General features: G+C 61.3%; 20 protein-coding genes. 9 read left to right on the top strand and 11 right to left on the bottom strand.

Annotation, left to right across the window (positions count from 1 at the left end; all coding sequences use genetic code 11):
• Positions 1–20: 20 nt before the first annotated feature.
• Positions 21–785 (bottom strand): SDR family oxidoreductase, encoded by a 765-nt coding sequence (locus tag H4W29_RS07725; RefSeq protein WP_192728406.1) that lies wholly within the window; start codon positions 783–785, stop codon positions 21–23.
• 126 nt (positions 786–911) lie between these two features.
• Between H4W29_RS07725 and H4W29_RS07720 the strand changes: the two genes are divergently transcribed.
• Entirely contained in the window at positions 912–1,817 is a 906-nt protein-coding gene (locus H4W29_RS07720; RefSeq protein ID WP_192728405.1) for a LysR family transcriptional regulator, read from the top strand.
• Here the strand turns inward: H4W29_RS07720 and H4W29_RS07715 are convergent.
• On the bottom strand, positions 1,814–2,689 hold the full coding sequence (locus H4W29_RS07715; protein WP_192728404.1) for a LysR family transcriptional regulator: 876 nt from the start codon (positions 2,687–2,689) through the stop codon (positions 1,814–1,816). The genes H4W29_RS07720 and H4W29_RS07715 overlap by 4 nt on opposite strands.
• A gap of 92 nt (positions 2,690–2,781) precedes the next feature.
• On the opposite strand from H4W29_RS07715, the gene H4W29_RS07710 reads away from it, so the two are divergent.
• Together H4W29_RS07710 and H4W29_RS07705 are read left to right on the top strand one after the other, a co-directional pair.
• The gene (locus H4W29_RS07710; protein ID WP_192728403.1) at positions 2,782–4,035 is read left to right on the top strand and encodes an MFS transporter; all 1,254 of its coding nucleotides are present in this window, start codon (positions 2,782–2,784) and stop codon (positions 4,033–4,035) included.
• Positions 4,036–4,093: 58 nt separating this feature from the next.
• Entirely contained in the window at positions 4,094–4,495 is a 402-nt protein-coding gene (locus H4W29_RS07705) for a GFA family protein (protein WP_192728402.1), read from the top strand.
• 9 nt (positions 4,496–4,504) lie between these two features.
• Here the strand turns inward: H4W29_RS07705 and ertB are convergent, their stop codons facing one another.
• The 8 genes from ertB to ubiE form a co-directional block, all read right to left on the bottom strand.
• Positions 4,505–6,166, bottom strand: coding sequence for a thiourocanate hydratase (gene ertB / locus H4W29_RS07700; RefSeq protein WP_192728401.1), 1,662 nt, complete (start codon positions 6,164–6,166; stop codon positions 4,505–4,507).
• Positions 6,167–6,212: 46 nt separating this feature from the next.
• Positions 6,213–6,542: a TfoX/Sxy family protein gene (locus H4W29_RS07695; RefSeq protein ID WP_192728400.1), complete on the bottom strand. Its 330-nt coding sequence runs from the start codon at positions 6,540–6,542 to the stop codon at positions 6,213–6,215.
• 3 nt (positions 6,543–6,545) lie between these two features.
• The gene (gene ertC / locus H4W29_RS07690; RefSeq protein ID WP_192728399.1) at positions 6,546–7,643 is read right to left on the bottom strand and encodes a thiohydantoin desulfurase; all 1,098 of its coding nucleotides are present in this window, start codon (positions 7,641–7,643) and stop codon (positions 6,546–6,548) included.
• Positions 7,624–8,904: a Zn-dependent hydrolase gene (locus tag H4W29_RS07685; RefSeq protein WP_192728398.1), complete on the bottom strand. Its 1,281-nt coding sequence runs from the start codon at positions 8,902–8,904 to the stop codon at positions 7,624–7,626. Before H4W29_RS07685 ends, ertC begins: the two co-directional genes overlap by 20 nt.
• Positions 8,901–10,268 carry a hydantoin-5-propionate amidohydrolase gene (gene ertD / locus H4W29_RS07680; protein WP_192728397.1) on the bottom strand — a complete coding sequence of 456 codons (1,368 nt, stop codon included), beginning with the start codon at positions 10,266–10,268 and terminating at the stop codon, positions 8,901–8,903. Before ertD ends, H4W29_RS07685 begins: the two co-directional genes overlap by 4 nt.
• A 27-nt stretch (positions 10,269–10,295) precedes the next feature.
• Positions 10,296–11,879 carry an aromatic amino acid lyase gene (locus H4W29_RS07675; RefSeq protein WP_192728396.1) on the bottom strand — a complete coding sequence of 528 codons (1,584 nt, stop codon included), beginning with the start codon at positions 11,877–11,879 and terminating at the stop codon, positions 10,296–10,298.
• 92 nt (positions 11,880–11,971) lie between these two features.
• Complete coding sequence (gene ubiB / locus H4W29_RS07670) at positions 11,972–13,546, bottom strand: 2-polyprenylphenol 6-hydroxylase (protein ID WP_192728395.1); 1,575 nt, start codon at positions 13,544–13,546, stop codon at positions 11,972–11,974.
• A gap of 5 nt (positions 13,547–13,551) precedes the next feature.
• Positions 13,552–14,328, bottom strand: coding sequence for a bifunctional demethylmenaquinone methyltransferase/2-methoxy-6-polyprenyl-1,4-benzoquinol methylase UbiE (gene ubiE / locus H4W29_RS07665; RefSeq protein WP_192728394.1), 777 nt, complete (start codon positions 14,326–14,328; stop codon positions 13,552–13,554).
• Between the two features lie 152 nt (positions 14,329–14,480).
• Between ubiE and mutM the strand changes: the two genes are divergently transcribed.
• From mutM to H4W29_RS07640, 5 genes are all read left to right on the top strand, one after another.
• On the top strand, positions 14,481–15,371 hold the full coding sequence (mutM, locus tag H4W29_RS07660) for a bifunctional DNA-formamidopyrimidine glycosylase/DNA-(apurinic or apyrimidinic site) lyase (RefSeq protein WP_192728393.1): 891 nt from the start codon (positions 14,481–14,483) through the stop codon (positions 15,369–15,371).
• A gap of 9 nt (positions 15,372–15,380) precedes the next feature.
• Complete coding sequence (locus H4W29_RS07655) at positions 15,381–16,154, top strand: enoyl-CoA hydratase (RefSeq protein WP_192728392.1); 774 nt, start codon at positions 15,381–15,383, stop codon at positions 16,152–16,154.
• Positions 16,155–16,348: 194 nt separating this feature from the next.
• Positions 16,349–16,627: a 30S ribosomal protein S20 gene (gene rpsT / locus H4W29_RS07650; protein ID WP_007814867.1), complete on the top strand. Its 279-nt coding sequence runs from the start codon at positions 16,349–16,351 to the stop codon at positions 16,625–16,627.
• Between the two features lie 860 nt (positions 16,628–17,487).
• A complete protein-coding gene (gene dnaA / locus H4W29_RS07645; RefSeq protein ID WP_192728391.1) occupies positions 17,488–19,041 on the top strand; it encodes a chromosomal replication initiator protein DnaA in 1,554 nt (517 codons plus the stop codon).
• Between the two features lie 133 nt (positions 19,042–19,174).
• Positions 19,175–20,257 carry a saccharopine dehydrogenase family protein gene (locus H4W29_RS07640; protein WP_192728390.1) on the top strand — a complete coding sequence of 361 codons (1,083 nt, stop codon included), beginning with the start codon at positions 19,175–19,177 and terminating at the stop codon, positions 20,255–20,257.
• A gap of 100 nt (positions 20,258–20,357) precedes the next feature.
• Here the strand turns inward: H4W29_RS07640 and gcvA are convergent, their stop codons facing one another.
• Positions 20,358–21,242, bottom strand: a complete 885-nt coding sequence (gene gcvA, locus H4W29_RS07635; protein ID WP_192728389.1) for a transcriptional regulator GcvA — start codon at positions 21,240–21,242, stop codon at positions 20,358–20,360.
• A gap of 141 nt (positions 21,243–21,383) precedes the next feature.
• Between gcvA and H4W29_RS07630 the strand changes: the two genes are divergently transcribed.
• Positions 21,384–22,304, top strand: coding sequence for a DMT family transporter (locus H4W29_RS07630; RefSeq protein ID WP_192728388.1), 921 nt, complete (start codon positions 21,384–21,386; stop codon positions 22,302–22,304).
• Positions 22,305–22,385 lie beyond the last annotated feature (81 nt).

Here is a 22,385-nt window from a genome sequence, read left to right as displayed (position 1 = left end):
TATGAGATGTTACATCACCCTTAGGTGCGGGTGATCGATACACCGCCATCGACCAGCGAGGCCGTGCCGGTGACGAAGCTTGCATCGTCGGATGCGAGATAAAGCACCGAGCGGGCGAGCTCTTCCGGCGTTGCGACGCGCTTCAGCGCATGCAGGTTGGTGATGAAGGACTGTTTATCCGAGGTATCATTCATTTCGCGATACATGTCCGTATCCACGGCACCGGGCAGGACGGCGTTGATGCGGATGTTCTGCGGGCCGTATTCGGCGGCGAGTGCCTGCGTGAGTCCGATGAGACCGGACTTGCTGGCGGCATAGGCTGCCACACCCGGGAAGGAGAAGCTGTAGCCGACGAAGGTCGAGGTGAAGATCACCGAGCCGCTGCCATGCTTGATCATTTCGGCGATCTGATGCTTGGCAGCGAGGAAGGAGGCCGTCAGGTTGATTGCCAGCGTTTCGGCAAAGCCTGCTTCCGAAACTTCGGTGCTCGGGCCTGCCTCGCCGATCGTGCCGGCATTGTTGAAGGCGATATCGAGCTTGCCGTAGTTCTCGACGGCGGCTGCGACCAGCGCCTTGTGATAGTCTTCCGAGCGCACGTCGCCGGCCACGGCAACAGCATCACCACCGGCAGCCTTGATTTCGGCAACCAGGCTCTCGAGTTCGGCCTGGCGGCGGGCGCCGATGACGACCTTAGCGCCTTCGGCCGCAAAAAGCTTGGCGGTAACGCGACCGATGCCCGAGCTTGCGCCGGTGATAATTGCGACTTTGTTGATCAGACGATTCATTGTTCCATCTCCTGAATTTGGGTTGGATCGGCATTGCCGTCCCGTTTCGATGACTGGAAGATGGCATTCTTCTTTCGTTCGGATTAGTCTCCTGATCGCGGAGTTCGAATTCGGAAAAGCCGAACGATGATGAAAATCGAAGGGATTGCGGCTTTCGTCGCCGTAGTGGAGGCGGGCTCGGTGAGCGAAGCCGCCCGGCGGCTGCGCCTGTCGAAGTCGGTCGTCAGCGAAAGACTGGCGGAACTGGAAAGGGCATTGGGCGCTATGCTCGTCCATCGCACCACGCGCAAGCTGACCTTGACGGAGGATGGAGCCGCTTTTTTGGAGCGCGCTAGGCGTATCGTCCGCGAGATGGAAGACGCCGCGGCCGAGATGGCCGAGCGCCGCGGCACGCTTTCCGGCCCGCTGCGCATCGCAGCCCCCGTCACCTTCGGCCGCCTCCATCTCGGGCCTGCCCTCTATCCGTTTTTGAAGGCACATTCGCAGATAGCGCTGACGCTCGACATGGATGACCGGCGCGTCGATCCGGCTTCGGACGGTTATGATGCGATCATCCGCCACGGCGCTATCGCCGATTCTCGGCTCGTCGCCTGGAAGCTCGCCCGCAGCCGCCGGCTGCTGGTCGCCTCGCCCGATTATATCACGCGTCACGGAAAGCCTGCCTCATTGTCTGATCTCAACGATCATCGCGGTGTCTTCTATACCAACCGCGGTGCAGCCGACTGGCGATTCCAGACGGATGACGGCACCGTCATCATCCGCGCGATGCTCGGCCTCGGCATCAACAATGGCGACATGCTGCATGACGCGGCAATATCAGGCCTCGGCATTGCGCTTCTGCCGACCTTCATTGCCGGCCCCGCCATTCGCGACAGTCGGCTGATCGAGATCGATGTCGGCGCCAGGCCGGAGCCGGAATTCATCTACATGGCCCATCCCGAGGGCCGAAACCCTTCCGCCAAGCTGCGCGCCATAGCCGACCATCTGAAAAAGACCTTTGGCGATCCGCCCTATTGGGATCCGGACTGCTAATTCAGAAGGCCCATGAGATTTTCGGTCACGGGGGAGCGCTGGCTGCGCAGCACCGCAAGTGCCAGCCGCGCCACAGCCGGTGGCCCTTCGATTGGCCGGTAGGCGACGCCGGCAAGTTTGATCTGGGATATCGACGCCGGCACGATCGAGACGCCGAGATCAGCCGCAACGAGGTTGACGACCGAGGAGATCTGCGGCGCCTCCTGCGCGACCGTCAGTTCGAAGCCCGCCTCGCGGCAGGCGCGCACCACATCGTCATAGAGGCTGAGGCCGACAAGACGCGGGAAGAGGATGAAGGGCTCCTTCGCCAGCACGGCCAGCGGCAGCGCCTTCTGCTTTGCCAGCGGATGGCTGGCCGGTACGGCGACGACCATCGGTTCATCCGGCAGTCGCTTCAGCCTGATCCCATCGGGATCGTCGAGGCCGGGCCGCATGAAGGTCGCATCCAGTTCGCCACGTTCCAGCTTCTGCACAAGGCCGAGCGTGTTCATCTCCGTCAATGAGAGCTGCACATCCGGCCATCTGGCCTGAAAGCGGCGAATCGTCGTGCTGACGATGGGATTGAAGGCGGAGGAGGCGGTGAAGCCGAGCGACAGCCGGCCGGTCTCGCCACGATTGGCGCTCTGCGCTGCAAGCCGTGCTTTCTCGGCTGCTGCAAGTGACGCTTTCGCCTCCGGCAGGAAGGCGGCGCCCGCTGCGGTCAATTCCGCCCCATGCGGCACGCGATGGAAGAGCATGGCTCCGATTTCAGTTTCGAGGTCACGGATCTGCTGGCTGAGCGGCGGCTGGCCGATGCCGAGGCGCGAGGCTGCCCGCGTGAAATTACCCTCCTCCGCCACCGCCAGAAAATACCTGAGATGCCGTAGCTCCATCACTATCTCCAAAACCTATCAAGATCGCCTGTCCCATATATTGGACAAATGGAGGCGGTCTGACTAGATCGGGAGGCAGGAAGGAATTGATAATGTCCGACTCTGCAATCCAAGACGTTGCCGGCCTGCAAACGACCGAAGAAAACCACCGCAAACACTATCTCACGCGTGGCACCAGCGCTTACCACCGCGCCAGCCTGGCGCTCTTCCTCTCGGGCTTTGCCACCTTCTCGCTTCTCTATTGCGTGCAGCCGCTGCTGCCGATCTTCGCGCAGGAATTTGCCGTCAGCCCGGCCGAGAGTTCGCTGGCTCTGTCGCTCTCCACCGGCTTCCTGGCAATCGCCATCGTCTGCGCCGCCGCCGTTTCGGAAGGGCTCGGTCGGCGCAGCCTCATGTCGATCTCGCTGGTCGGCGCCGCCGTGCTGACGATCGCCACCGCCTTTGCACCGAACTGGCATCTGATGTTGCTTATCCGCGCGCTGCAGGGCTTCGTGCTTGGCGGCGTTCCGGCCGTCGCCATGGCCTATCTCGCGGAGGAGATCGACCCGCGCGGCCTTGGTGCCACCATGGGCCTCTATGTCGGTGGCACGGCCTTCGGCGGCATGTCGGGCCGCGTGCTGACGGGCATCTTCGCCGAATATCTTTCCTGGCGGCCGGCTCTGTTCCTGATCGGCGCCATCGGCCTTGCCGCCGCGATCGGCTTCATCGCGCTCTTGCCACCATCGCGCAACTTCGTGCGCCGCGCCGGCTTTGAACCGCAATTCCACTTGAAGGCATGGGCGGGGCATCTGAGCAATCCGGCGCTGCCCTTCATCTTCGCTATCGCCTTTTTCGCGATGGGATCTTTCGTGACGATCTACAATTACGCCGGCTTCCGCCTCGTCGCGCCGCCCTACGACCTCAGCCAGACCGAACTCGGCCTGATCTTCACAGTGTACTTATTCGGTATCGGCGCCTCCTCCGTCGGTGGCGTTCTAGGCGATCGGCTCGGACATTTTACCGTGCTCCTAGCCGGTATCGTCATCACTGCCGCAGGCTGCGCTCTGACGCTGTCGGCCTCCCTTCCGCTCATCATCCTCGGCATCATCGTGCTGACCAGTGGTTTCTTCATGACCCATTCGGTGGCAAGCGGCCTCGTCGGCAAACTCGCTGTTTGTACCAAAGGCCACGCCTCCTCGCTTTACATGCTCGCCTATTATATTGGCTCCAGTGTCATGGGTTCGGCTGGCGGCTGGTTCTGGACGATGGAGGGATGGGCGGCGATCGTGATCTTCACGGTGACCATGATGGCATTCGCTCTCCTGTCAGCACTCGTCGCACGCCGGCTCGCTCGACGCTCGACTTGACTTCCCGTTTGTAACGATTAATTTAACCATAGAGTTAAATACGAGCCGGAGGAGCATTATGAAGAAAACCTATCATGGAAGCTGCCATTGCGGCGCAGTCGCCTATGAGGCCGAGCTCGATCTTTCAGCGGGTACTTTCAAGTGCAATTGCTCGATCTGCCGCAAGAAGCGCAGCTGGCTGGCTGTCGTGCAGCCCAATGACTTCCGGCTGGTCTCGGGCGAGGACCGGTTGCGCAAATATCAGTTCGCTTCCGGCTCGATCCATCATCTCTTCTGCGAAAATTGCGGCGTCGCGTCCTTTGCCCGCAACGACAATGAAACGATCGGCCCCTTGGTCGTCGTCGCCGTCAGTTGCCTTGACGATGCCAGCGCCGAAGAGCTTGCCGCCGCCCCGATCGCCTATTTCGATGGCATGCATGATCGTTACGACGCAGCACCTGCCGAAACGCGGCATCTGTGACGACGGCCGTCAGCCAAGCCGGATATAGGGCACATCCTTCTTCGCCACCTCGTCCAGCGCCTCATCATAACCCGCATCGGCATAACGCATGACGCCGAGCGCCGTATCGTTGGTCAGCGCATGGTCGAGCCGTTCGTCGGCGGCCTCAGAGCCGTCGGCAACGACGGTAACGCCGCAGCTCGTCATGTAACCGGCATAACCGCCGCCGCCCGAATGGACGACGACGAGATCGGCCATCGAGGAACAGAGCATCATCGCATCGATGAGCGGCCAGTCGGCAATGGCATCCGATCCATCCTTCATCCGCTCGGTCATGATGTTGGGATGCGCCATCGCGCCGGCATCGAGATGGTCGCGCGAGAAGGCGACAGGAGCCTTGAGCTCGCCGTTGGCGACCAGTTCGTTGACGCGCCGCGCCAGCGCCGTGCGCTCGCCGTGGCCGAGCCAGGCAATACGCGCTGGCAACCCTTCGAAAGGAATATGCTCGCGCGCCAGCCGGATCCAGTTGGTGATGATCTTGTTGTCGGGAAACATCTCCAGGAGCAGGTCGTCGATGCGGGCGATATCGCTCTCCTCGCCCGACAATGCCATCCACCGGAACGGGCCGATGGCGCGGGCAAAGAGCGGGCGCAGATAGGCTTCGGTAAAGATCGGAATGTCGAAAGCGTTGGCAACGCCGCCCTCGCGGGCCTGCGTGCGGATGAGATTGCCATTGTCAAAGACTTCAGCGCCGCACTTTTGGAATTCCAGCATCGCGGTGACATGCTCGACGATCGAGGCACGGCTGGCAGCCATCAGTTGGCCCTGGCCATCGTCGCGCAGTCCCTTCACCTGATCGATGCTCATGCCCTTCGGCACATAGCCATAGACAAGGTCATGCGCCGAGGTCTGGTCGGTGACGACATCGGGCACGATGCCGCGCCGGGCAATTTCCGGATAGATCTCAGCGGCGTTGCCAACGAGGCCGACAGACAGCGCCCGCCTTTCCTTGACCGCGGCATCGATCATCGCGAGCGCGCTGTCGAGATCGGGGGCGATCTCCTGAAGGTAACCGATCTGCTGGCGCTTGCGGGCGCGTTCCGGATCAATGTCGACGCAGAGGATCGCAGCCCCGGCCATGCGGCCCGCCAGCGGCTGCGCCCCACCCATGCCGCCGAGCCCTGCCGTTAGCACGAAACGGCCTGAGAGGTCGCCGCCGAAACGGCGCTCGGCAATGCGCATGAAGATTTCGTAGGTGCCCTGGATGACGCCCTGGCTGCCGATATATTGCCAGGCGCCGGCCGTCAGCCCGCCCCAGCAGATCAGCCCCTTGCGCTGCAACTCGTAGAAGACCTCGGCCTTCGCCCACTGGCCGACGATGTTGCAATTTGCCATTATGACGAGCGGCGCCTTAGCATGGGTCTTCACGAGGCCAATCGGCTTGCCGGACTGGATGAGCAGCGTCTGATCCTCGTCCATTTCGGTCAGCGCCTTGACGATGCCTCGGTGCGCCGCCCAGTTGCGTGCCGCCTTGCCGAGCGCAGCATAGACCACGAGATTATCGGGGTCTTCGCCGACTGCGAGCACATTTTCCAGAAGCCGCAGCAGCGCTTCCTGCCGCCAGCCCCTGGCGCGCAGCTCCGGCCCACCAGGAATTGGAAATTTCGGATGGCGTGGATTGGCCTTCGGCATCTTGGGTTCCTCGTCTTTTGTCGTCGGCGCCTGAAGCACCGTTCATTCACTTGGCAGGCAGCGGCTCCACATACGCAAGCGCGGCGTCGATGAGGCGACGGCGCATGGTGTCGTCACCATAGACATTGGCATTGGCCCGCACCCAGCCATGCATGATCCGCTCGCCAGAGAGCATCTGGATCACGCCGGGCTGCGCCAGCGCCCAGCCATCGTTGCCCTTGCCCAAGCGCAGCAACATGCCGTCATGGCGTGCGCAGCAGAGCAGGTTACCATTGAGCATGAAGGCCCAGCCGCCGAACATGGACTTTTCGCTCAGGCCCGTCCGGTCGCCGAGTTCCTCACGCATCAGTTCTTCCAGACTGGGATCGCGTGCCATGGCTCAGGCCCTCGTCTCCAGTGCATAGCGTGCTATCTCGATACCCATCGCCTTTTCGACGGGCGGATAGACGGTCGGATCGAGCACGCTGGCCGAAAGCGGAATGATGTCCTTCGGCACGTGCAGGACAAAGACATGCATGCCGCCCTTGAGTTGCCCGACGGAGAGCGGTTCACCCTCCTCGGAGAGTGTGGTGATGACGGCGGGGAAGGTTGCGACACGTGTGCCGCTGGCATCATCGACCGCCATATATTCGTTCATTACATGCAGGGTGACGGCCTTGTCGCCAGCGCCGACCGTGATCGTGCCGATGTCGAAGGCTTCCTTCGTATAGACCACATCCTTCTTGGTGATTGTACCCTCGGCCAGGATATGGCCGCCTGTCGTCTTGCAGATCGCGTCGATGATCGCCGATCCGCCTCTCTTTTCAGCCTCGATGATGGCTTCGCCGAGCTTCAGTGCCATCGAGATGCCGCCGAGCGCGGCATTCTTGCGCACATAGGAGGCGCGCAGCGGATTGCGGCAGCTGGCGATGAAACCGCCGGACTGATCGGCGGCCGCCCGCAGCACCGGCGAAATCTTTGCCGTCGCACCCTTCACGACCAGCTCGATATAGCGGTTTTCGGCACGGTTGCCGCCCACAGCCGTCTGAATCATCTGCTCCGGCGAACCCGCCATGCCGATAGAGCCCATGTCGCCGGTCGGATGCGCGCGGATATCGCCAACCGCATCCACGACCTTGGTGCCGAGGATGGCCGAAGGCAGCCAGCCGTTCAGTGTCGAGGATTTGCCGTTCTGGCCGATGATGAGACCGGAGAGCTTTTCGCCGAGAGCCTCCTGCAGAAGCTGCACGGCTTTCACATAATCAATACCCTGCATTTCCCAGGGCGTGGTAGAGGCCGGCGCGCCGATCGCGGCCGCCGTCGCGACCCAGTCGTTATCGCCGAGTTCCTCGATGGAGACGAGTTCAGGCTTCCCGACATTGACGGCGGCATAACCGAGCATGCGGCCGTGATCGGCCCAGCCGCCGCCGCCGGCGGCATAGACGGAACCGCCCTTGACGGCGGCTTCCACGTCCTTCTCAACCAGTATGCGTCCCATTATCCTTCTCCGTCGTAAGTGTCCTGTCCATCTCGCGCACCGCCTCGAAAAGCACGGCGGCGCCGAGCGTTATGTCGTCATTTTCGGCCCATTCATCCGGGGAGTGGCTGCGGCCTTCTCTGCAAGGCACAAAGATCATCGCGGCCGGCGCCACGCGGGCGATCCAAGCGGTATCGTGGCCAGCGCCCGAGGCCATGAAGCGATGTTTGGCGCCGACAGTCTCGCAGGCCCGTTCCAGAGTCGAGAGCAGGCCCTTGTGGCTCGGTGTCGGGAAATTGTCGGAGATACGGTTCGGAGGGGCGATCGTCACGCCAAAGGCCAGAGCGAGCTTCTCCGTATGGCCGTCCAGCCAGCGGCAGAAGGCTTCCATGTCGGCTCGGATTTCGGCGCGCCCGTCGATCAGCAACACGACACGCGACGGCACGACATTGGCGGCATTCGGCTCGATGCGGAATTCGCCGACGGTCGCTGCAAAATGGCCGGGCGTCTTGGCAAGCTCGCTTGCAGCATTGCGGATATCGAGCACCAGCTGCGAGGCAGCAACCAGCGCATCGGAGCGCGTATCCATCGGCGTCGTACCGGCATGATCCGCGCGACCCTCGACAGTGATCTCGATGCGGGTAATGCCTGATATCGCCGTGACGATGCCGATATCCTTGCGTTCGTTTTCAAGGACGGGGCCTTGTTCGATGTGCAGTTCCAGAAAGCCGGCAATATCGGGCTTGTTCTGGTGGGTCAGAATCCCTGGCGATCCACCGACCTCGGCAATCGCTTCGCCAAGATCGCGGCCGTCGACCGCGCGGGAAAGCCATGCCTGCGGCAATTGCCCCGTCATGCCGCGGCTGCCGATGCAGGAAACGCCGAAAATGCTGACCTCCTCGGCCAGGAAGTCGACGATCTCCAGATCATGATCGAGGTGAATCTCCTGTTCCCGCAACGCCCGCGCAACCTCCAGAGCTGCGGCAACACCCGCAATGCCGTCGAAACGCCCGCCATCGGGTACCGTGTCGGAATGCGAGCCCAGCATGATGATGCCTGAACCGGGTTTTGCGCCTTCGCGCCGGCCGATCAGATTGCCGGATGCGTCGATACGGGTATCCAGGCCGATCGCCTGCATGCGCGCCTCCAGATAGGCGCGGCCCTCAAGGAAAAGCGGCGAAAAAGCCCGCCGTGTCCAAGGATGCCCTGGCTCGGTAATATTGGAGAGGGCTTCGATGTCAGCGGATATCCGGCCGGGATTGACGGGCAGGTTGCGGCTCATGCCAGCACCTGTCTGGCAAGCGGTCGCACGAAGCGGCCGGTACCGGGTTCGGCCAGAACCTTCGATCCCTCAGTGATCTTCTCTCCGCGCAGCCATGCGGCCGAAACCGTCCACGGCAGGCGGATGCCGTTATAAGGGCTCCAGCCGACGACATTATTGCCGCTGGACGAGGCGTCGTAGACCATTTCCTTCGGCTCGAGCACGACGATATCGGCATCTTTGCCCGGTGTCAGCGCTCCCTTGATATGGTCGAGGCGGAAATGCCTGGCCGGGTTTTCGGCCATCAGCTTCGCCGCCCAGGTCAGCGGTACGCCGCGTTCCAGCGCGCCTTTGACGAAAAGCGGCACCATCACTTCCAGACCTGGAACACCTGACGCATTCGCCAGCATGTCGGGATTGGTCTTGCGGTTTTCGGACCAGCTCACGTGATCGGTCGAAACCAGCCAGACGTTGCCTTCGGCAACCTTGCGCCAGAGCGTCTCGACTTCGGCGCGCGGCCGCACTGGCGGATTGATCTTCGCCTTGCCGCCGAGCCGCTTCACATCGTTTTCTTCGTCGAGCGTCAGGTAGTGAATGCAGCATTCCACCGTCGCCTCGAAACCGTCGCGGCGATAGGCCCGCGCGATGTCGTAACCGCGCCCGAGCGAGCAATGCACGACGTGAGAGGGGCAGCCGGTATTGGCGCCGGTCTCGAAGATCGTGTGCATGGCAAGCAGTTCGGTAATCGGCGGGCGTGACAGGCCATGCGCCCGCCAGTCGGTGATGCCGCTTGCCTTCACCTGTTCCATATAGGTGCGGACTGCCTCGTCATCCTCATTGTGCACACCGGCTGTGAGCCCAGTCGGGGCAATCGCTGCAAAGCAGGCGTCGAGCAGGGCCGGTGGGATGCGCGGGAAGCGTTTGGGATCGGTGCCGAAAGTTGAAAACTTGAAGGCGGCAACACCCGCTTCCACCATCTCGGCAATGCGGGCAGCCCCCTCCGAGGGATCGACGGTGCCGTAGAGCGCAAAATCGACCCGCGCCTGCGGGTCGGCATGATCGACCTTCTTCTTCACCGCCTCAGCCGAGCAGACGAGGTTGCCTTCGTCATAGGGCATGTCGACGATGGTGGTGACACCACCTGCTGCTGCCGAGCGCGTCGACCAGATGAAATCCTCCTGGTCCTTCTGCGAAAGCGAATGGACCTGCGCGTCGATCGCACCCGGCAGGATCAGTGCCTTGCCAAGCAGGTACCGTTCCTTGGCGGCCGGCGGCACGCTGATACCGACTTCGGCGATCTTTCCGTCGCGAACGGCGACATAGCCGCCCTCGACAATGCGCTCCGGCAGCACCACCGTGCCCTGCAGAACGAGATCGAAATCCATGCCGCGTCTCCCTCGATACGTCGAAATTCAGATGATAGCCGGTTCCCGCGTCAGCCGTTCCTCAATGCGCTCGAGCGAACCGAGTGCAAAGAAATCATCGAAGGAGGCGATTGGCACCTGCTCGATCAGCTTGGAGAGGAATGCATCCGAGCCGAGTTCCTCCTCGATTGCTTCGACCTCGGCCGAAAGCGGCCGGTCTACCGTGTAGAAGGCCGCATGTTTGCGCACGACCTCGTAGAGCATACCGGCAACGCCCTTCGGCGTGTCGCCGATAATGTCGATCGCCTGTGCCGAAAGCAGGGCTTCCAAGGCAGCGAGACGCTTCAGCGCCCGCATCTGCCGGTCGAAACGCTCGATGACGAGCGGCAGGAAGGCCGCCTCGTCCTCAAGGCCCGCCGCAACAACGAGCGATTGCGCCGAAACCGGGTTCGACATGGAGAGTACGCGCGAAAAGATTTCGCCTGCAAGCTTGATGATTGGTCCGAAGCCGGTCGCGATTCGGCCGGGAGGCACAAGATTGACCGGCAGACCGCGCCGCTGGCCATTGCCGAGCAGGACACAGCGGTTGAAGGCGTTGCGCGCCGCATGCGCCATGCAGAGCGCGGCCGATTCCAGCAGGATGGTCACGTCGAGCGGCAGGGAGCCGCCCGACGTCATCACCCGACCCTCGACGACGACGGGATTGTCGTCGGAGCGGCCGGTGGCGGCGAGAATCTTGTGGCCGGTTGAAAGCAGGTTCTCGATAACGGCTCCGAAGACCTGGGCGATCATGCGCAGGCTCAGCGCATCCTGCACGTGGGTCGCGACCGGCCATTCCCATTCGTCCGAGGCATTGCACAGCCAGGCGCCGATCAGGGCCTCTCGCGCCGTGCCGACATGGCGCACAGCCCGCCAGGGATCGCGGGATGCGCCGAGCGCACCCGAGGCCATCATGCCGGTTGCGAGCAGCACACGGATTGATGCAGCAGCATTGCGTGTGGTTTCGGCGGCGGCGGCAAAGCTGACGGCGTTGACGCTGAGCGAGGCGAGGCTGTCGCGGGGCGCCATCTTCACCGGCTCCATGCCCGCTGCCTGGAAGGCTTCGGCCGCCTGCATGCGATTGCCGCGATAGATCGCTTCGCCGACGCCCGTCAGCACCGCGCCGATCTGACCCATCAGGCCGATATCAGCGCAACCGATCGAGCCGGTGCGGCGCACGACCGGGATGAGGTCAGCCCTCAGCATGCGCATATAGGCGTCGATGAGATCGGGCGTACAGCCGACCTGGCCGGTCAGCGCCGTGTTGACGCGCATCGCCATGGCATTGCGCACGACATTGCAAGAAAAAGGTGTGCCGGTGCCGAAGTGGTGGGCGCGTACCAGACCGAGATTGAAGGCGTCGAGATCTTCGGGCGACCATTCGACATCCTTCATGGCGCCCACACCCGTGGTCGCGCCGTAAACGGGCATGCCGGATTCGATGGCATCCTCGACGATCGAACGCGCGATCCTCACGCGCTGCATACCGATCTCCGAGGCGGAAAGCGTAACCCTGCCGGAGCCGATCCTCACCATTTCGGCAAAGCTGAAGGGCTGGCCGCTCAGTTCGATTCCGGGGCGTTCATGCTTCATGTGCTCATCTCCATGGAGGCGAGACTAAGCGAGCCTCACGTCTGGCGGGATATCCCAAATGCCGAACACATCATGCTTTTGTTGCTTTCCGATCAGCTCACCATCCAGGCAATATAGAGAAGCGTGAGCGCAATGATCCAGAGGGCCACTTTTGCCGAACGGTTATGACGGGCTTCCGCCTTGCCGATGGCTTCTGCTGTCTGCTCGTCGAAGCGCAGTCCATGTTCGCTCATATGCAGAAGCTGATGGTGGAATTTCTCGGTCTGGGCGGCGATCTCGGGAGCGGCTTCGGCAAGCTTCACGGCGGCCTTCAGCCCGTCCTTGAGATCGGTGACGATGCGTTTGGGGCCGAGATTGTTCTTGATCCAGTCGCCGACGACAGGCTCGGACGCCTTCCACATGTTGAAACGCGGATTGAGCATGCGCGAGACGCCTTCGACGACGACCATCGTCTTCTGTAGCATCACAAGCTCTGGCCGTGTCTGCATGTCGAAAAGTTCGGTCACCTCGAAGAGCAGCGTTAAGAGCTTGCCCATGGAGATCGTCTCGGCCGGCTGGCCGTGGATCGGTTCGCCAATCGCCCGGATCGCCTGCGCAAAGCTCTCGACATTGTGGTGGCCGGGCACATAGCCGGCTTCAAAATGCACTTCCGCCACCCGGATATAGTCGCGGGTGATGAAGCCGTAGAGGATTTCGGCAAGGAAGCGGCGCTCCTTCTTCCCGAGGCGCCCGACAATGCCCATGTCGACGGCGACGATCATGCCGTCGGAATCGACGAAAAGGTTGCCTGGATGCATGTCTGCGTGGAAGAAGCCGTCGCGCAGCGTATGGCGCAGGAATGACTGGATCAGCGTGTCAGCAAGCGCGTTGAGATCGTGGCCGGCAGCCCGCAACCCTTCGACATCGGACATTTTGACGCCGTCGATCCACTCCATGGTGATGACGTCGCGACCGGTGCGCTCCCAGTCCACCTTCGGTACGCGGAAGCCCGGATCCTTTTCTGTATTCTCGGCAATCTCAGAAAGGGCCGCCGCCTCAAGGCGCAGGTCCATCTCCACTTTGGTGGTCTGTTCCAGCGTCTTCGTCACCTCGACCGGCCGCAGACGCCGGCTGGCCGGCATGAAGCGTTCCTGCATGTGGGCGACGAGATACATTGCCTCGATATCATGGGCAAAACGCGCCCGAACACCGGGTCGCACGACCTTGACCGCGACTTTCTTGGGTCCACCAGATGTGCCGACTTCTGCTGCATGCACCTGCGCGATGGAGGCTGCGGCAATCGGATCGCCGAAGCTCGCGTAGAGATCAGTGATCGATCGCCCGAGCGAGCCTTCGATATTGGCCTTGGCGGCTGCCGCCGGGAAAAAGGCCATCCGGTCCTGAAGCTGTGACAGGTCGTCGGCGAACTCGACGCCGACGACATCAGGGCGCGTTGCAAGGAACTGGCCGATCTTCACATAGGATGGACCGAGCCGCTCGACAGCCTGTGCCAGCCGGTCGCTGCGCTTCTGATATTTGCTGCGCTTGCGCGCAAACATGCCGACAAAGGATTTCGCCAGGCTGACTGATGGCGGCAGGCCCTCGGAAGGCAGCGCCGAAATGACGCCCTCACGCACGAGAATCCAGCCGACCCTTGCGAGCCTGAAATATGCCCCGAAAGCACTCATGCGGATCAGAGCTTCCAGCCGGAATGCAGCGCTGCGATGCCGCCTGTATAATTGGTGTAGGTCACGCGGGAAAAACCGGCCGTGCGGATCATCGCCGCGAAATTCTCCTGGTTCGGGAACTTGCGGATCGATTCCACGAGATATTGGTAAGGCTCTGCGTCACCGGTGATCGCCTTGCCGAACTTCGGAATGGCATTGAAGGACCAGGCATCATAGACCTTGTCGAGAAGCGGCAGTTCCACTTCCGAAAATTCGAGCACCAGCAGACGGCCGCCGCGTTTCAAGACGCGATAGGCTTCCGAGAGCGCGACCTCGATCCGCGGCACGTTGCGGATGCCGAAGGCGATCGTGTAGGCATCGAAGCTGTTTGCCTCAAAAGGAAGGTCCTCGGCATTGGCTTCCACGAAGGTGAGGTTGTCCGAAAGCTTCTTCTTCTCCGCCCGCTCGGCGCCGACGCCCAGCATCGAGCCGTTGATATCGAGCACGGTAGCGTGCGCCTGGCGGTTCGAGGCTTCAACGATGCGGAAGGCGATATCGCCGGTACCACCGGCGACATCGAGCACCTTGTAGCCCGGCTCCTTGCGCGGATTCAGCGCCGCGATCATCGCATCCTTCCAGGCGCGGTGCATGCCCATGGACATGACGTCGTTCATGATGTCGTAGCGCTTGGCGACCTTGTGGAAGACCTCGTTGACGAGGCCTTGCTTTTCACCGGTCGGCACCTCGCGGAAGCCGTAGGATGTTTCCATGCCGCCATTGGCGGAGGTCCGGCTGTCTGACATCAAGTTACTCCGTTCACATCAAGAATTCGCGCGGCGACCATAGCGAAAGCGAGGGCGCGGCGCTATCTGTGGGCCACAGTCCGCCCGCGGCACGTTGGCGCTATAGCGCACATCGCGGGCGGTTGAAACACGTTAGATATAGATGGGTTAAGATGCCGGAATTGCCAGAAGTCGAAACGGTGAAGCGCGGTCTGACGCCGGCAATGGAGGGTGCGCGCATCGAGAGGCTGGAATTGCGCCGCGGCGATCTGCGGTTTCCCTTTCCGCAGGGTTTCGAGCAACAGGTGTCCGGCCGCAAGATCGTCGGCCTCGGCAGGCGGGCCAAGTACCTGCTGATCGACCTCGACAGCGGCAAGACGATCATTTCCCATCTCGGCATGTCCGGCTCCTTCCGGATCGAACAGGGGCCGCTCAGCGGCACACCTGGCGACTTCCATCACGAGCGTTCCAAGGATGAGAAGCATGATCACGCCATCTTTCATCTGGATGGCGAGGGCGGCCCGCGCCGCGTCATCTACAATGACCCGCGCCGCTTCGGCTTCATGGATATTGCCGATCGCTCTGAACTCGACGCCAACCCCTTTCTGTTCGGTCTAGGCCCGGAACCGACAGGCAACGAATTGTCAGCCGGCTACCTGGCCAAACGTTTCGATGGCAAGGCGCAGCCGCTGAAGAGCGCGTTGCTCGACCAGAAGAACATCGCCGGGCTCGGCAATATATATGTCTGCGAGGCGCTCTGGCGGTCGCATCTGTTGCCGACGCGCGCAGCCGGCACGCTGGTGACCAGGGCGGGTAAGCCGAAGGAGGCACTGGACCTGCTGGTCAGCTCCATCCGCGATGTCATCGCAGATGCGATCGCTGCCGGCGGATCGTCGCTGCGCGATCATATCCAGACAGATGGTTCGCTCGGCTACTTCCAGCATTCCTTTTCCGTCTATGATCGCGAAGGTCTTGCTTGCCGCACGCCGGGCTGTGGCGGTACGGTCTCGCGCATCGTGCAGGCTGGCCGGTCCACCTTCTATTGCGCCGCCTGCCAGAAATAGGAGAGCGTCATGGCCTATGAAACCCTTCTTGTTGAAACCCGCGGCAATGTCGGCCTCATTACGCTGAACCGGCCGCAGGCGCTGAATGCGCTGAATTCGACCGTGCTCAAGGAGCTGAAGCTGGCCTATGCGGCCTTTCATGCGGATGATGCCATCGGCGCGATCGTGCTGACCGGTTCCGAGCGAGCCTTTGCCGCCGGCGCCGACATTAAGGAAATGCAGCCGCTCGATTTCGCCGAAGTCTATAAGAGTGATTTCATCAGCGGCTGGGACGAGATCGCCAAGGCCCGCAAGCCGATCATCGCCGCCGTCAGCGGCTTCGCGCTTGGCGGGGGGTGCGAGCTTGCCATGCTTTGCGATTTCATCATCGCCTCGGAGACCGCAAAGTTCGGCCAGCCGGAGATCACGCTCGGCGTCATTCCAGGCATCGGCGGCTCGCAGCGTCTGACGCGGGCGGTCGGCAAGGCCAAGGCGATGGACCTGATCCTGACCGGACGGATGATGGACGCGGCGGAAGCCGAGCGCGCGGGACTCGTTTCGCGTGTGGTGGCGCCCGAGCGGCTGCTGGACGAAGCGATGGAGGCCGCTACAAAGATTGCATCGCTGTCGCGCCCTTCTGTGCTGATGGCCAAGGAGGCGGTCAGCCGCGCCTTCGAGACGACGCTGGAAGAGGGCCTGCGTTTCGAGCGCCGTCTGTTCCAGAGCCTTTTTGCGACCGAGGACCAGAAAGAGGGCATGGCCGCCTTTATCGAGAAGCGCAAACCGGCCTTCAAGAACAGGTGAGCGGACGGCATGCGGAAAGGGGCTTTTCCTTGAAAATGCGCGTTGACGTGGCGCGGCTTTAGCGTTATATGCCCGCCCACGGTTCGGAAAGCCGCTCAGGTTTTCCGCTAATGCTCCCGCATTGCTGAATTGAGTGGCCGCAGGGCCAGCGCGGCAATGGCGGAGTTTTGTTCGAATTCTTGAGAGAGGCATCCATGGCCAATACAACTTCGGCGAAAAAGGCGACCCGCAAGATCGCACGCCGCACCGCAGTCAACAAGGCTCGCCGTTCGCGCGTTCGTACCTACGTTCGCCAGGTCGAAGAGGCACTCGCCGCTGGTGATGCCGCCAAGGCAAAGGAAGCCTTCATCGCCGCTGAGCCCGAGCTGGCGCGCGCCGCAAGCAAGGGCGTCCTGCACGCCAATACGGCATCCCGCAAGGTCTCGCGCCTCGCTGCTCGTGTGAAGGCTCTTTCGGCTTCTGCGAACGCCTAAATATCTCATTAACGAATTGCTCGTTATGATTAGCCCGGTAATTTTACCGGGCTTTTTCGATTCCGCTGTCCGCCGTAGGTATGGTTAATCCGGCGACGATTTCGTGTCAGAGGCATGACAGGAAAAATTGTTTTAAAACAATGGCTTACGCAAGGATCTTTTTAAGGCTTGCGACTCTGGTCACGCAACCCGTGGCCTCAAATGAGTCAAGAAGATTTTTTCTTTTTTCTTTTTATGCGTGTCCAAAATAACCCGGTCGGGGAATCTCCTTGATTCAAAAGCGATTCTTTTTTGACGTTGGTGTGACGCCCTAAAGGCCCCGCCGGAGTCAATGGCCGCGTCTTAATTTTGCGTAAAATTCATCGTTGATCTTGCCTTTTGATCCTGCCTAAATGGCGTCCAGCAAAGGGCGCGGACATCACCTGCAGAAGTCAGTCCAAACTGCCAAGTCGGCAGGATGATGACTCAGTGTCGCTTGCAACGGAGCGGACAGCTTCCGTTTTCTCACGCACTCGACGGCATTGTACCGTGACGTGGCTGTCACGGGACGGGGACGTTTTGTGCGCTCCGCGGTCACACGTTCTGCGTGAGGCCAGGAGAAGGGCAGGGGAAAGTGTAACATTGCGTTCGGGCTTGCGGGCGAAAAACGAGGATCGGCCGCCAGCCTGACATAGAGGCTTTGAGACGGTTGTCGCATGATCGCGACCACCGCAGGGTTTTTGTGTCAGTCCCAGTGGGACAGTGTTTGAGTGAACCGGCATGCGAGAGCGGCTCATGAGGATGCCGCCGGCTTTGTCAAAGCGGGGAATGATCGGGCGGCTGTCAACGAATGACCGCCCGAGGAAATGAAAGGCGGCATTATGCAGATGAATTCGATGACGACGGGTGCACTGGATAACGGGGAAGCTGCACCGCAGTCTTTCGGTTCCATTCACCTGAGCGCAACGGAAGAAAAGGGCGAGATGAAGCATGGTGTTCTCTTCGAACGCGTCAGTGCGCGTCTGAAGGCACAAGTCGGTCCTGACGTTTATGCAAGTTGGTTTGCACGGCTTAAGCTTCATTCGGTTTCCAAGAGTGTCGTCCGTCTCACCGTTCCCACGACCTTTCTGAAGTCGTGGATCAACAACCGGTATCTCGATCTCATTGTCGGCCTGTTCCAGGCTGAAGATCCCGAAATCCTGAAAGTCGAGATCCTTGTGCGCACGGCAACGCGCGTCGGCACGAAGGCGCTGGACGATGCAGTCTCCGTCGAGCCGGTCACCCAGCCCACCCAGCTTCGCCGACCGGCATCTGCCCAGCCGGCGGGGCAGATCGTCCATCAGGCTGTCTCGGCCGCCGCTGCGGCGCGCCCGGCAAGTGTCGGTTCGCCGCTCTTTGGTTCGCCGCTGGATTCCCGCTTCACCTTCGACACTTTCGTTGAGGGAAGCTCCAACCGCGTGGCGCTTGCCGCCGCGAAGACCATTGCGGAAGCAGGTCAGGGCGCCGTGCGCTTCAACCCGCTCTTCGTCCATGCGACCGTCGGCCTCGGCAAGACCCATCTGCTGCAGGCGATTGCTAATGCCGCGGTGCAGAACCCGCGTGGCCTGCGCGTCGTCTATCTGACGGCCGAATACTTCATGTGGCGTTTCGCGACAGCGATCCGCGACAATGATGCGCTGACGCTGAAGGATTCGCTGCGTAACATCGACCTTCTGATCATCGACGACATGCAGTTCCTGCAGGGCAAGATGATCCAGCATGAGTTCTGCCACCTGCTGAACATGCTGCTCGACAGCGCCAAGCAGGTCGTCGTCGCAGCCGACCGAGCGCCGTGGGAGCTGGAATCGCTCGATCCGCGCGTCCGTTCGCGTCTGCAGGGCGGCGTTGCGATCGAACTCGATGGCCCCGACTACGAGATGCGTCTCGAAATCCTGAATCGTCGCCTCGCCGCTGCCCGTCTGGAGGATCCGTCACTGGAAATCCCGACCGATCTGCTGCAGCACGTCGCCCGCAACATCACGGCAAGCGGTCGCGAACTGGAAGGCGCTTTCAACCAGCTGATCTTCCGCCGTTCCTTCGAGCCGAATCTGTCGATCGAGCGCGTGGATGAACTGCTGGCCCATCTCGTCGGTTCCGGCGAGCCGCGTCGTGTGCGCATCGAGGATATCCAGCGTATCGTCGCACGTCACTACAACGTCTCGCGTCAGGAACTGGTCTCGAACCGCCGCACGCGTGTCATCGTCAAGCCGCGCCAGATCGCCATGTATCTGTCGAAGACACTGACGCCGCGCTCCTTTCCGGAGATCGGCCGCCGCTTCGGCGGACGCGATCACACGACGGTTTTGCACGCCGTGCGCAAGATCGAGGAACTGATCTCGGGAGACACGAAGCTGTCGCATGAGATCGAGCTTTTGAAGCGCCTCATCAACGAATAAGCGGTGCATAGCCACCGCGTTTCGGCAGCCGGGAGCAATCCCGGCTGTTTTCTTTTATGAGCTTTTTATTCTATACAGCCCCCACGTGAGAAAAATGCGCCGGTGAGGAACGTCGGCGTTCGGGAGGATATCAATGAGTTTTGAACGGATTGCCGTGATCGGCCTCGGCAAGGTCGGACGGCTGGCGGCGACGCTTTTACATGAGGGCGGCTTCGAGGTCGTCGGCGTCGATGCACAACTGCCCGTAGGCGACCTGCCCTTCAAATGCCGGGCCGGCGATATCACTGATACCTCTGTCATAGGCGAGCTGCTGTCGAGCGTCGAGGCGGTCCTGTCCTGCCTGCCCTATCATTTGAATATCGAGTTGGCTCGGGCCGCCCATCTCGCTGGCATTCATTATTTCGATCTGACCGAGGATGTGCCGACCACCAATTTCATCATCGAGCTTTCCAAGACCGCCCGCGGCCTGATGGCGCCGCAATGCGGCCTGGCGCCCGGCTTCGTCGGTATCGTCGGCGCAAGCCTTGCCGACGGCTTTGATCGCTGCCGCTCGATCCGCATGCGTGTCGGCGCCCTGCCGCAGCACCCGACCGGACTTCTGGGCTATGCCTTCAACTGGTCGCCGGAAGGCGTGGTCAATGAATATCTGAACGATTGCGAAGTCATCGAGGGCGGTGTGCGCAAGCTCGTCTCGCCAATGGAATGGCACGAAACGATCTATGTCGGCGGCGTCAAGCTGGAGGCCTTCACCACCTCGGGCGGCCTCGGGACGATGTGCGACACCATGCTCGGCAAGGTCGATAATCTCGATTACAAGACGATGCGTTATCCCGGCCACATGGAACTGATGAATTTCTTCTTCCATGAGCTTCTGATGCGTGACAAACGTCAGCTCGCCGGTGAAATCCTGACCAACGCCAAGCCGCCGGTCGATGACGATGTCGTCTATGTACATGTCGCGGCTGAGGGTACGATCAACGGTTCCTTGCGCCGGAAGGAATTTGTCCGCGCCTACTATCCGATCGAGATTGCAGGAGCCCGGCGTACGGCGATCGCCTGGACGACGTCGGCCTCGGTGGTTGCGGTCATCGAAATGGTCCGCGACGGCCTGCTGCCGGCGAGCGGCTTCTTGCATCAGGAGCATATCCCGCTCGAGATGTTCCTGAAGACGCCGACAGGCAGCCTCTTCAAGGCAGGCGCTACCAGCCGCGACTAGAGCAATTCCAGCAAAAGTGGGAACCGGTTTTGCGTCCGGAATTGCAGAGAAAATAATAGGCTAGAGCATTGAAGGCGAATCTGTTTTCGCCGGAAATGCTCTAGGTTTTTGCCTCCGAAAGCAGCCAGCGCCGGAAGGCCGCGACCGCCGGCCGTTCCAGCGCTGTGCCCGGATAGACCAGATGGTAGGCAAGCTTGCTTGTCAGTCCCAGTGGAAACGGCGCGACGAGTCTTCCTTCGGCAAGTTCCTTTTCGATGAAGGAGCGGCGCATCAGCGCCACGCCGAAACCTGATTTCATCGCCTCGAAGGCGCCGTTGCCATCACTGAAGATCGGGCCACGGGAGGCATCCACCTTGGTAGCGCCCGCCGCGGCCAGCCAGAGCTGCCAGTCCCGGCGATAGACGTCGTGGATGAGCTGATACCCTGCGAGCAGATCGGGTGAAGGATCGTCGCCGAGGGTTGCCGCAATCGCCGGCGAGCAGACCGGCACCAGCTCGTCATCTACCAGCCGCTCGCTGATTAGTCCCTCATAACCGCCAAGCCCATGGCGGATGGCGAGATCGATCCCGTCGCGCTCGAAATCGAACATGCGATGGGAAGCACTGATGCGAACATCGATATCAGGATGCGTGTCCTCGAAGCGCTGAAGCCGCGGCAGCAGCCAGTGCGTTGCAAAACCTGCGGTACAGGTCAGTGCCAGCGCATTGCCGCGCCGCCGTGCGGTCAGCGATGCAGTCGCCTCGCGCACGAGCTGGAAGGCGGTGCGCAGTGCCGCGAAATAGTCCCGGCCTTCCGCCGTCAGCAGAATCTGCCGGGTTCGCCGCTCGAACAGTGACACGCCGAGCGAGGCTTCGAGATCGCGGATCTGCAGGCTGATGGCGCCTGGCGTGACGTGTAGCTCCTGCGCCGCCTGTGTCATGCTCAGATGACGTGCCGTCGCCTCAAAGGCGCGCAAGGCCGATAGTGAAGGCAGGGGATCGATCATGCTTTAGCTCAGCTCAATCGTACGAGAAGAAATGCTCGTTTGTCAGGTGCAGGAAATACTAATAAAAACCGATAGGTCTGGCAAATCCACGCAGGTGAGCTGGAAAGAACGTTTTAGTAGAACTCGATGAAGGAGATTGTCATGTCCATTCAGAAGTCCATGGGAGCCGTAGAATGGGCCATGCTGATCGTGTTGTCGCTTCTCTGGGGCGGCTCCTTCTTCTTCAACGGCATACTCGTAAAGGCACTGCCGCCGTTCACCATCGTGACTGGACGCGTTCTGCTTGCCGCCATCGCACTCAATCTGATCGTCCGAGCGATGGGCCACACCATGCCGCGAGACAGGCAGAGCTGGATCGCGTTCTTCGGCATGGGACTCATGAACAATATGATCCCTTTCTGCCTGATCGTCTGGGGTCAGACACATATTGCGAGCGGCCTCGCCTCGATCCTCAACGCCACGACACCGCTCTTTGCCGTGGTCGTTGCCCATGTGCTGACGGCGGATGAAAAGCTGACGGCAAACCGTCTGTTCGGCGTGATCGTCGGTTTTGCCGGTGTGGCCTACATGATCGGTTTTGACGCCTTGAAGGATCTCGGCTCGAACGTGCTTGCCCAACTCGCGGTTCTCGGCGCGGCATTCTCCTATTCGCTGGCCGGCATCTGGGGACGGCGGTTCCGCCGGATGGGCCTTGCGCCACTCATTCCGGCCGCCGGGCAGGTGACTGCTTCGACCGTCCTGATGCTGCCGATCGCGCTGATTGTTGACCAGCCCTGGACGCTCGCCATGCCCTCCGCCGAGATCTGGCTGGCGCTATCGGCTCTTGCGATTCTCTCGACGGCCGTGGCCTATGTGCTCTTCTTCCGCATCCTGGCAACGGCGGGCGCTACGAATCTGATGCTTGTGACCTTTCTGATCCCCGTCAGCGCGATCCTGCTTGGCGCGGCAGTACTCGGTGAGCAGCTGCAGCTCAAGCATCTGATCGGCATGGCTTTGATCGCGGTCGGCCTTGCGGCGATCGATGGAAGGCTCGTCAATTTCAGAAAGAGGCGCGCTGCTTGACGTAGCTTAGAGCAATTCCAGCAAAATGTGCAGCGGCTTGCGCCCGGAATTACGTGAAAACAAAGAGATAGAGCAGTCCCT

The sequence above is a fragment of the Rhizobium viscosum genome, assembly GCF_014873945.1.
Classification (GTDB): domain Bacteria; phylum Pseudomonadota; class Alphaproteobacteria; order Rhizobiales; family Rhizobiaceae; genus Rhizobium; species Rhizobium viscosum.
The sequence above is the reverse complement of the archived record's forward strand: the minus strand, read 5'-3'. Positions and strand labels throughout refer to the sequence as shown.

Excerpts from the sequence above, each read along its gene's own strand:
- H4W29_RS07655 (WP_192728392.1), top strand. The coding sequence starts at position 15,381 with ATGGCCTATGAAACCCTTCTTGTTGAAACCCGCGGCAATGTCGGCCTC.
- ertB (WP_192728401.1), bottom strand. The coding sequence starts at position 6,166 with ATGCCGAAGGCCAATCCACGCCATCCGAAATTTCCAATTCCTGGTGGG.
- mutM (WP_192728393.1), top strand. The coding sequence starts at position 14,481 with ATGCCGGAATTGCCAGAAGTCGAAACGGTGAAGCGCGGTCTGACGCCG.
- ertD (WP_192728397.1), bottom strand. The coding sequence starts at position 10,268 with ATGGATTTCGATCTCGTTCTGCAGGGCACGGTGGTGCTGCCGGAGCGC.
- H4W29_RS07720 (WP_192728405.1), top strand. The coding sequence starts at position 912 with ATGATGAAAATCGAAGGGATTGCGGCTTTCGTCGCCGTAGTGGAGGCG.
- H4W29_RS07630 (WP_192728388.1), top strand. The coding sequence starts at position 21,384 with ATGTCCATTCAGAAGTCCATGGGAGCCGTAGAATGGGCCATGCTGATC.
- H4W29_RS07675 (WP_192728396.1), bottom strand. The coding sequence starts at position 11,879 with ATGAAGCATGAACGCCCCGGAATCGAACTGAGCGGCCAGCCCTTCAGC.
- H4W29_RS07705 (WP_192728402.1), top strand. The coding sequence starts at position 4,094 with ATGAAGAAAACCTATCATGGAAGCTGCCATTGCGGCGCAGTCGCCTAT.
- ubiE (WP_192728394.1), bottom strand. The coding sequence starts at position 14,328 with ATGTCAGACAGCCGGACCTCCGCCAATGGCGGCATGGAAACATCCTAC.
- H4W29_RS07640 (WP_192728390.1), top strand. The coding sequence starts at position 19,175 with ATGAGTTTTGAACGGATTGCCGTGATCGGCCTCGGCAAGGTCGGACGG.
- ertC (WP_192728399.1), bottom strand. The coding sequence starts at position 7,643 with ATGGGACGCATACTGGTTGAGAAGGACGTGGAAGCCGCCGTCAAGGGC.
- dnaA (WP_192728391.1), top strand. The coding sequence starts at position 17,488 with ATGCAGATGAATTCGATGACGACGGGTGCACTGGATAACGGGGAAGCT.
- H4W29_RS07710 (WP_192728403.1), top strand. The coding sequence starts at position 2,782 with ATGTCCGACTCTGCAATCCAAGACGTTGCCGGCCTGCAAACGACCGAA.
- H4W29_RS07715 (WP_192728404.1), bottom strand. The coding sequence starts at position 2,689 with ATGGAGCTACGGCATCTCAGGTATTTTCTGGCGGTGGCGGAGGAGGGT.
- rpsT (WP_007814867.1), top strand. The coding sequence starts at position 16,349 with ATGGCCAATACAACTTCGGCGAAAAAGGCGACCCGCAAGATCGCACGC.
- gcvA (WP_192728389.1), bottom strand. The coding sequence starts at position 21,242 with ATGATCGATCCCCTGCCTTCACTATCGGCCTTGCGCGCCTTTGAGGCG.
- H4W29_RS07695 (WP_192728400.1), bottom strand. The coding sequence starts at position 6,542 with ATGGCACGCGATCCCAGTCTGGAAGAACTGATGCGTGAGGAACTCGGC.
- ubiB (WP_192728395.1), bottom strand. The coding sequence starts at position 13,546 with ATGAGTGCTTTCGGGGCATATTTCAGGCTCGCAAGGGTCGGCTGGATT.
- H4W29_RS07725 (WP_192728406.1), bottom strand. The coding sequence starts at position 785 with ATGAATCGTCTGATCAACAAAGTCGCAATTATCACCGGCGCAAGCTCG.
- H4W29_RS07685 (WP_192728398.1), bottom strand. The coding sequence starts at position 8,904 with ATGAGCCGCAACCTGCCCGTCAATCCCGGCCGGATATCCGCTGACATC.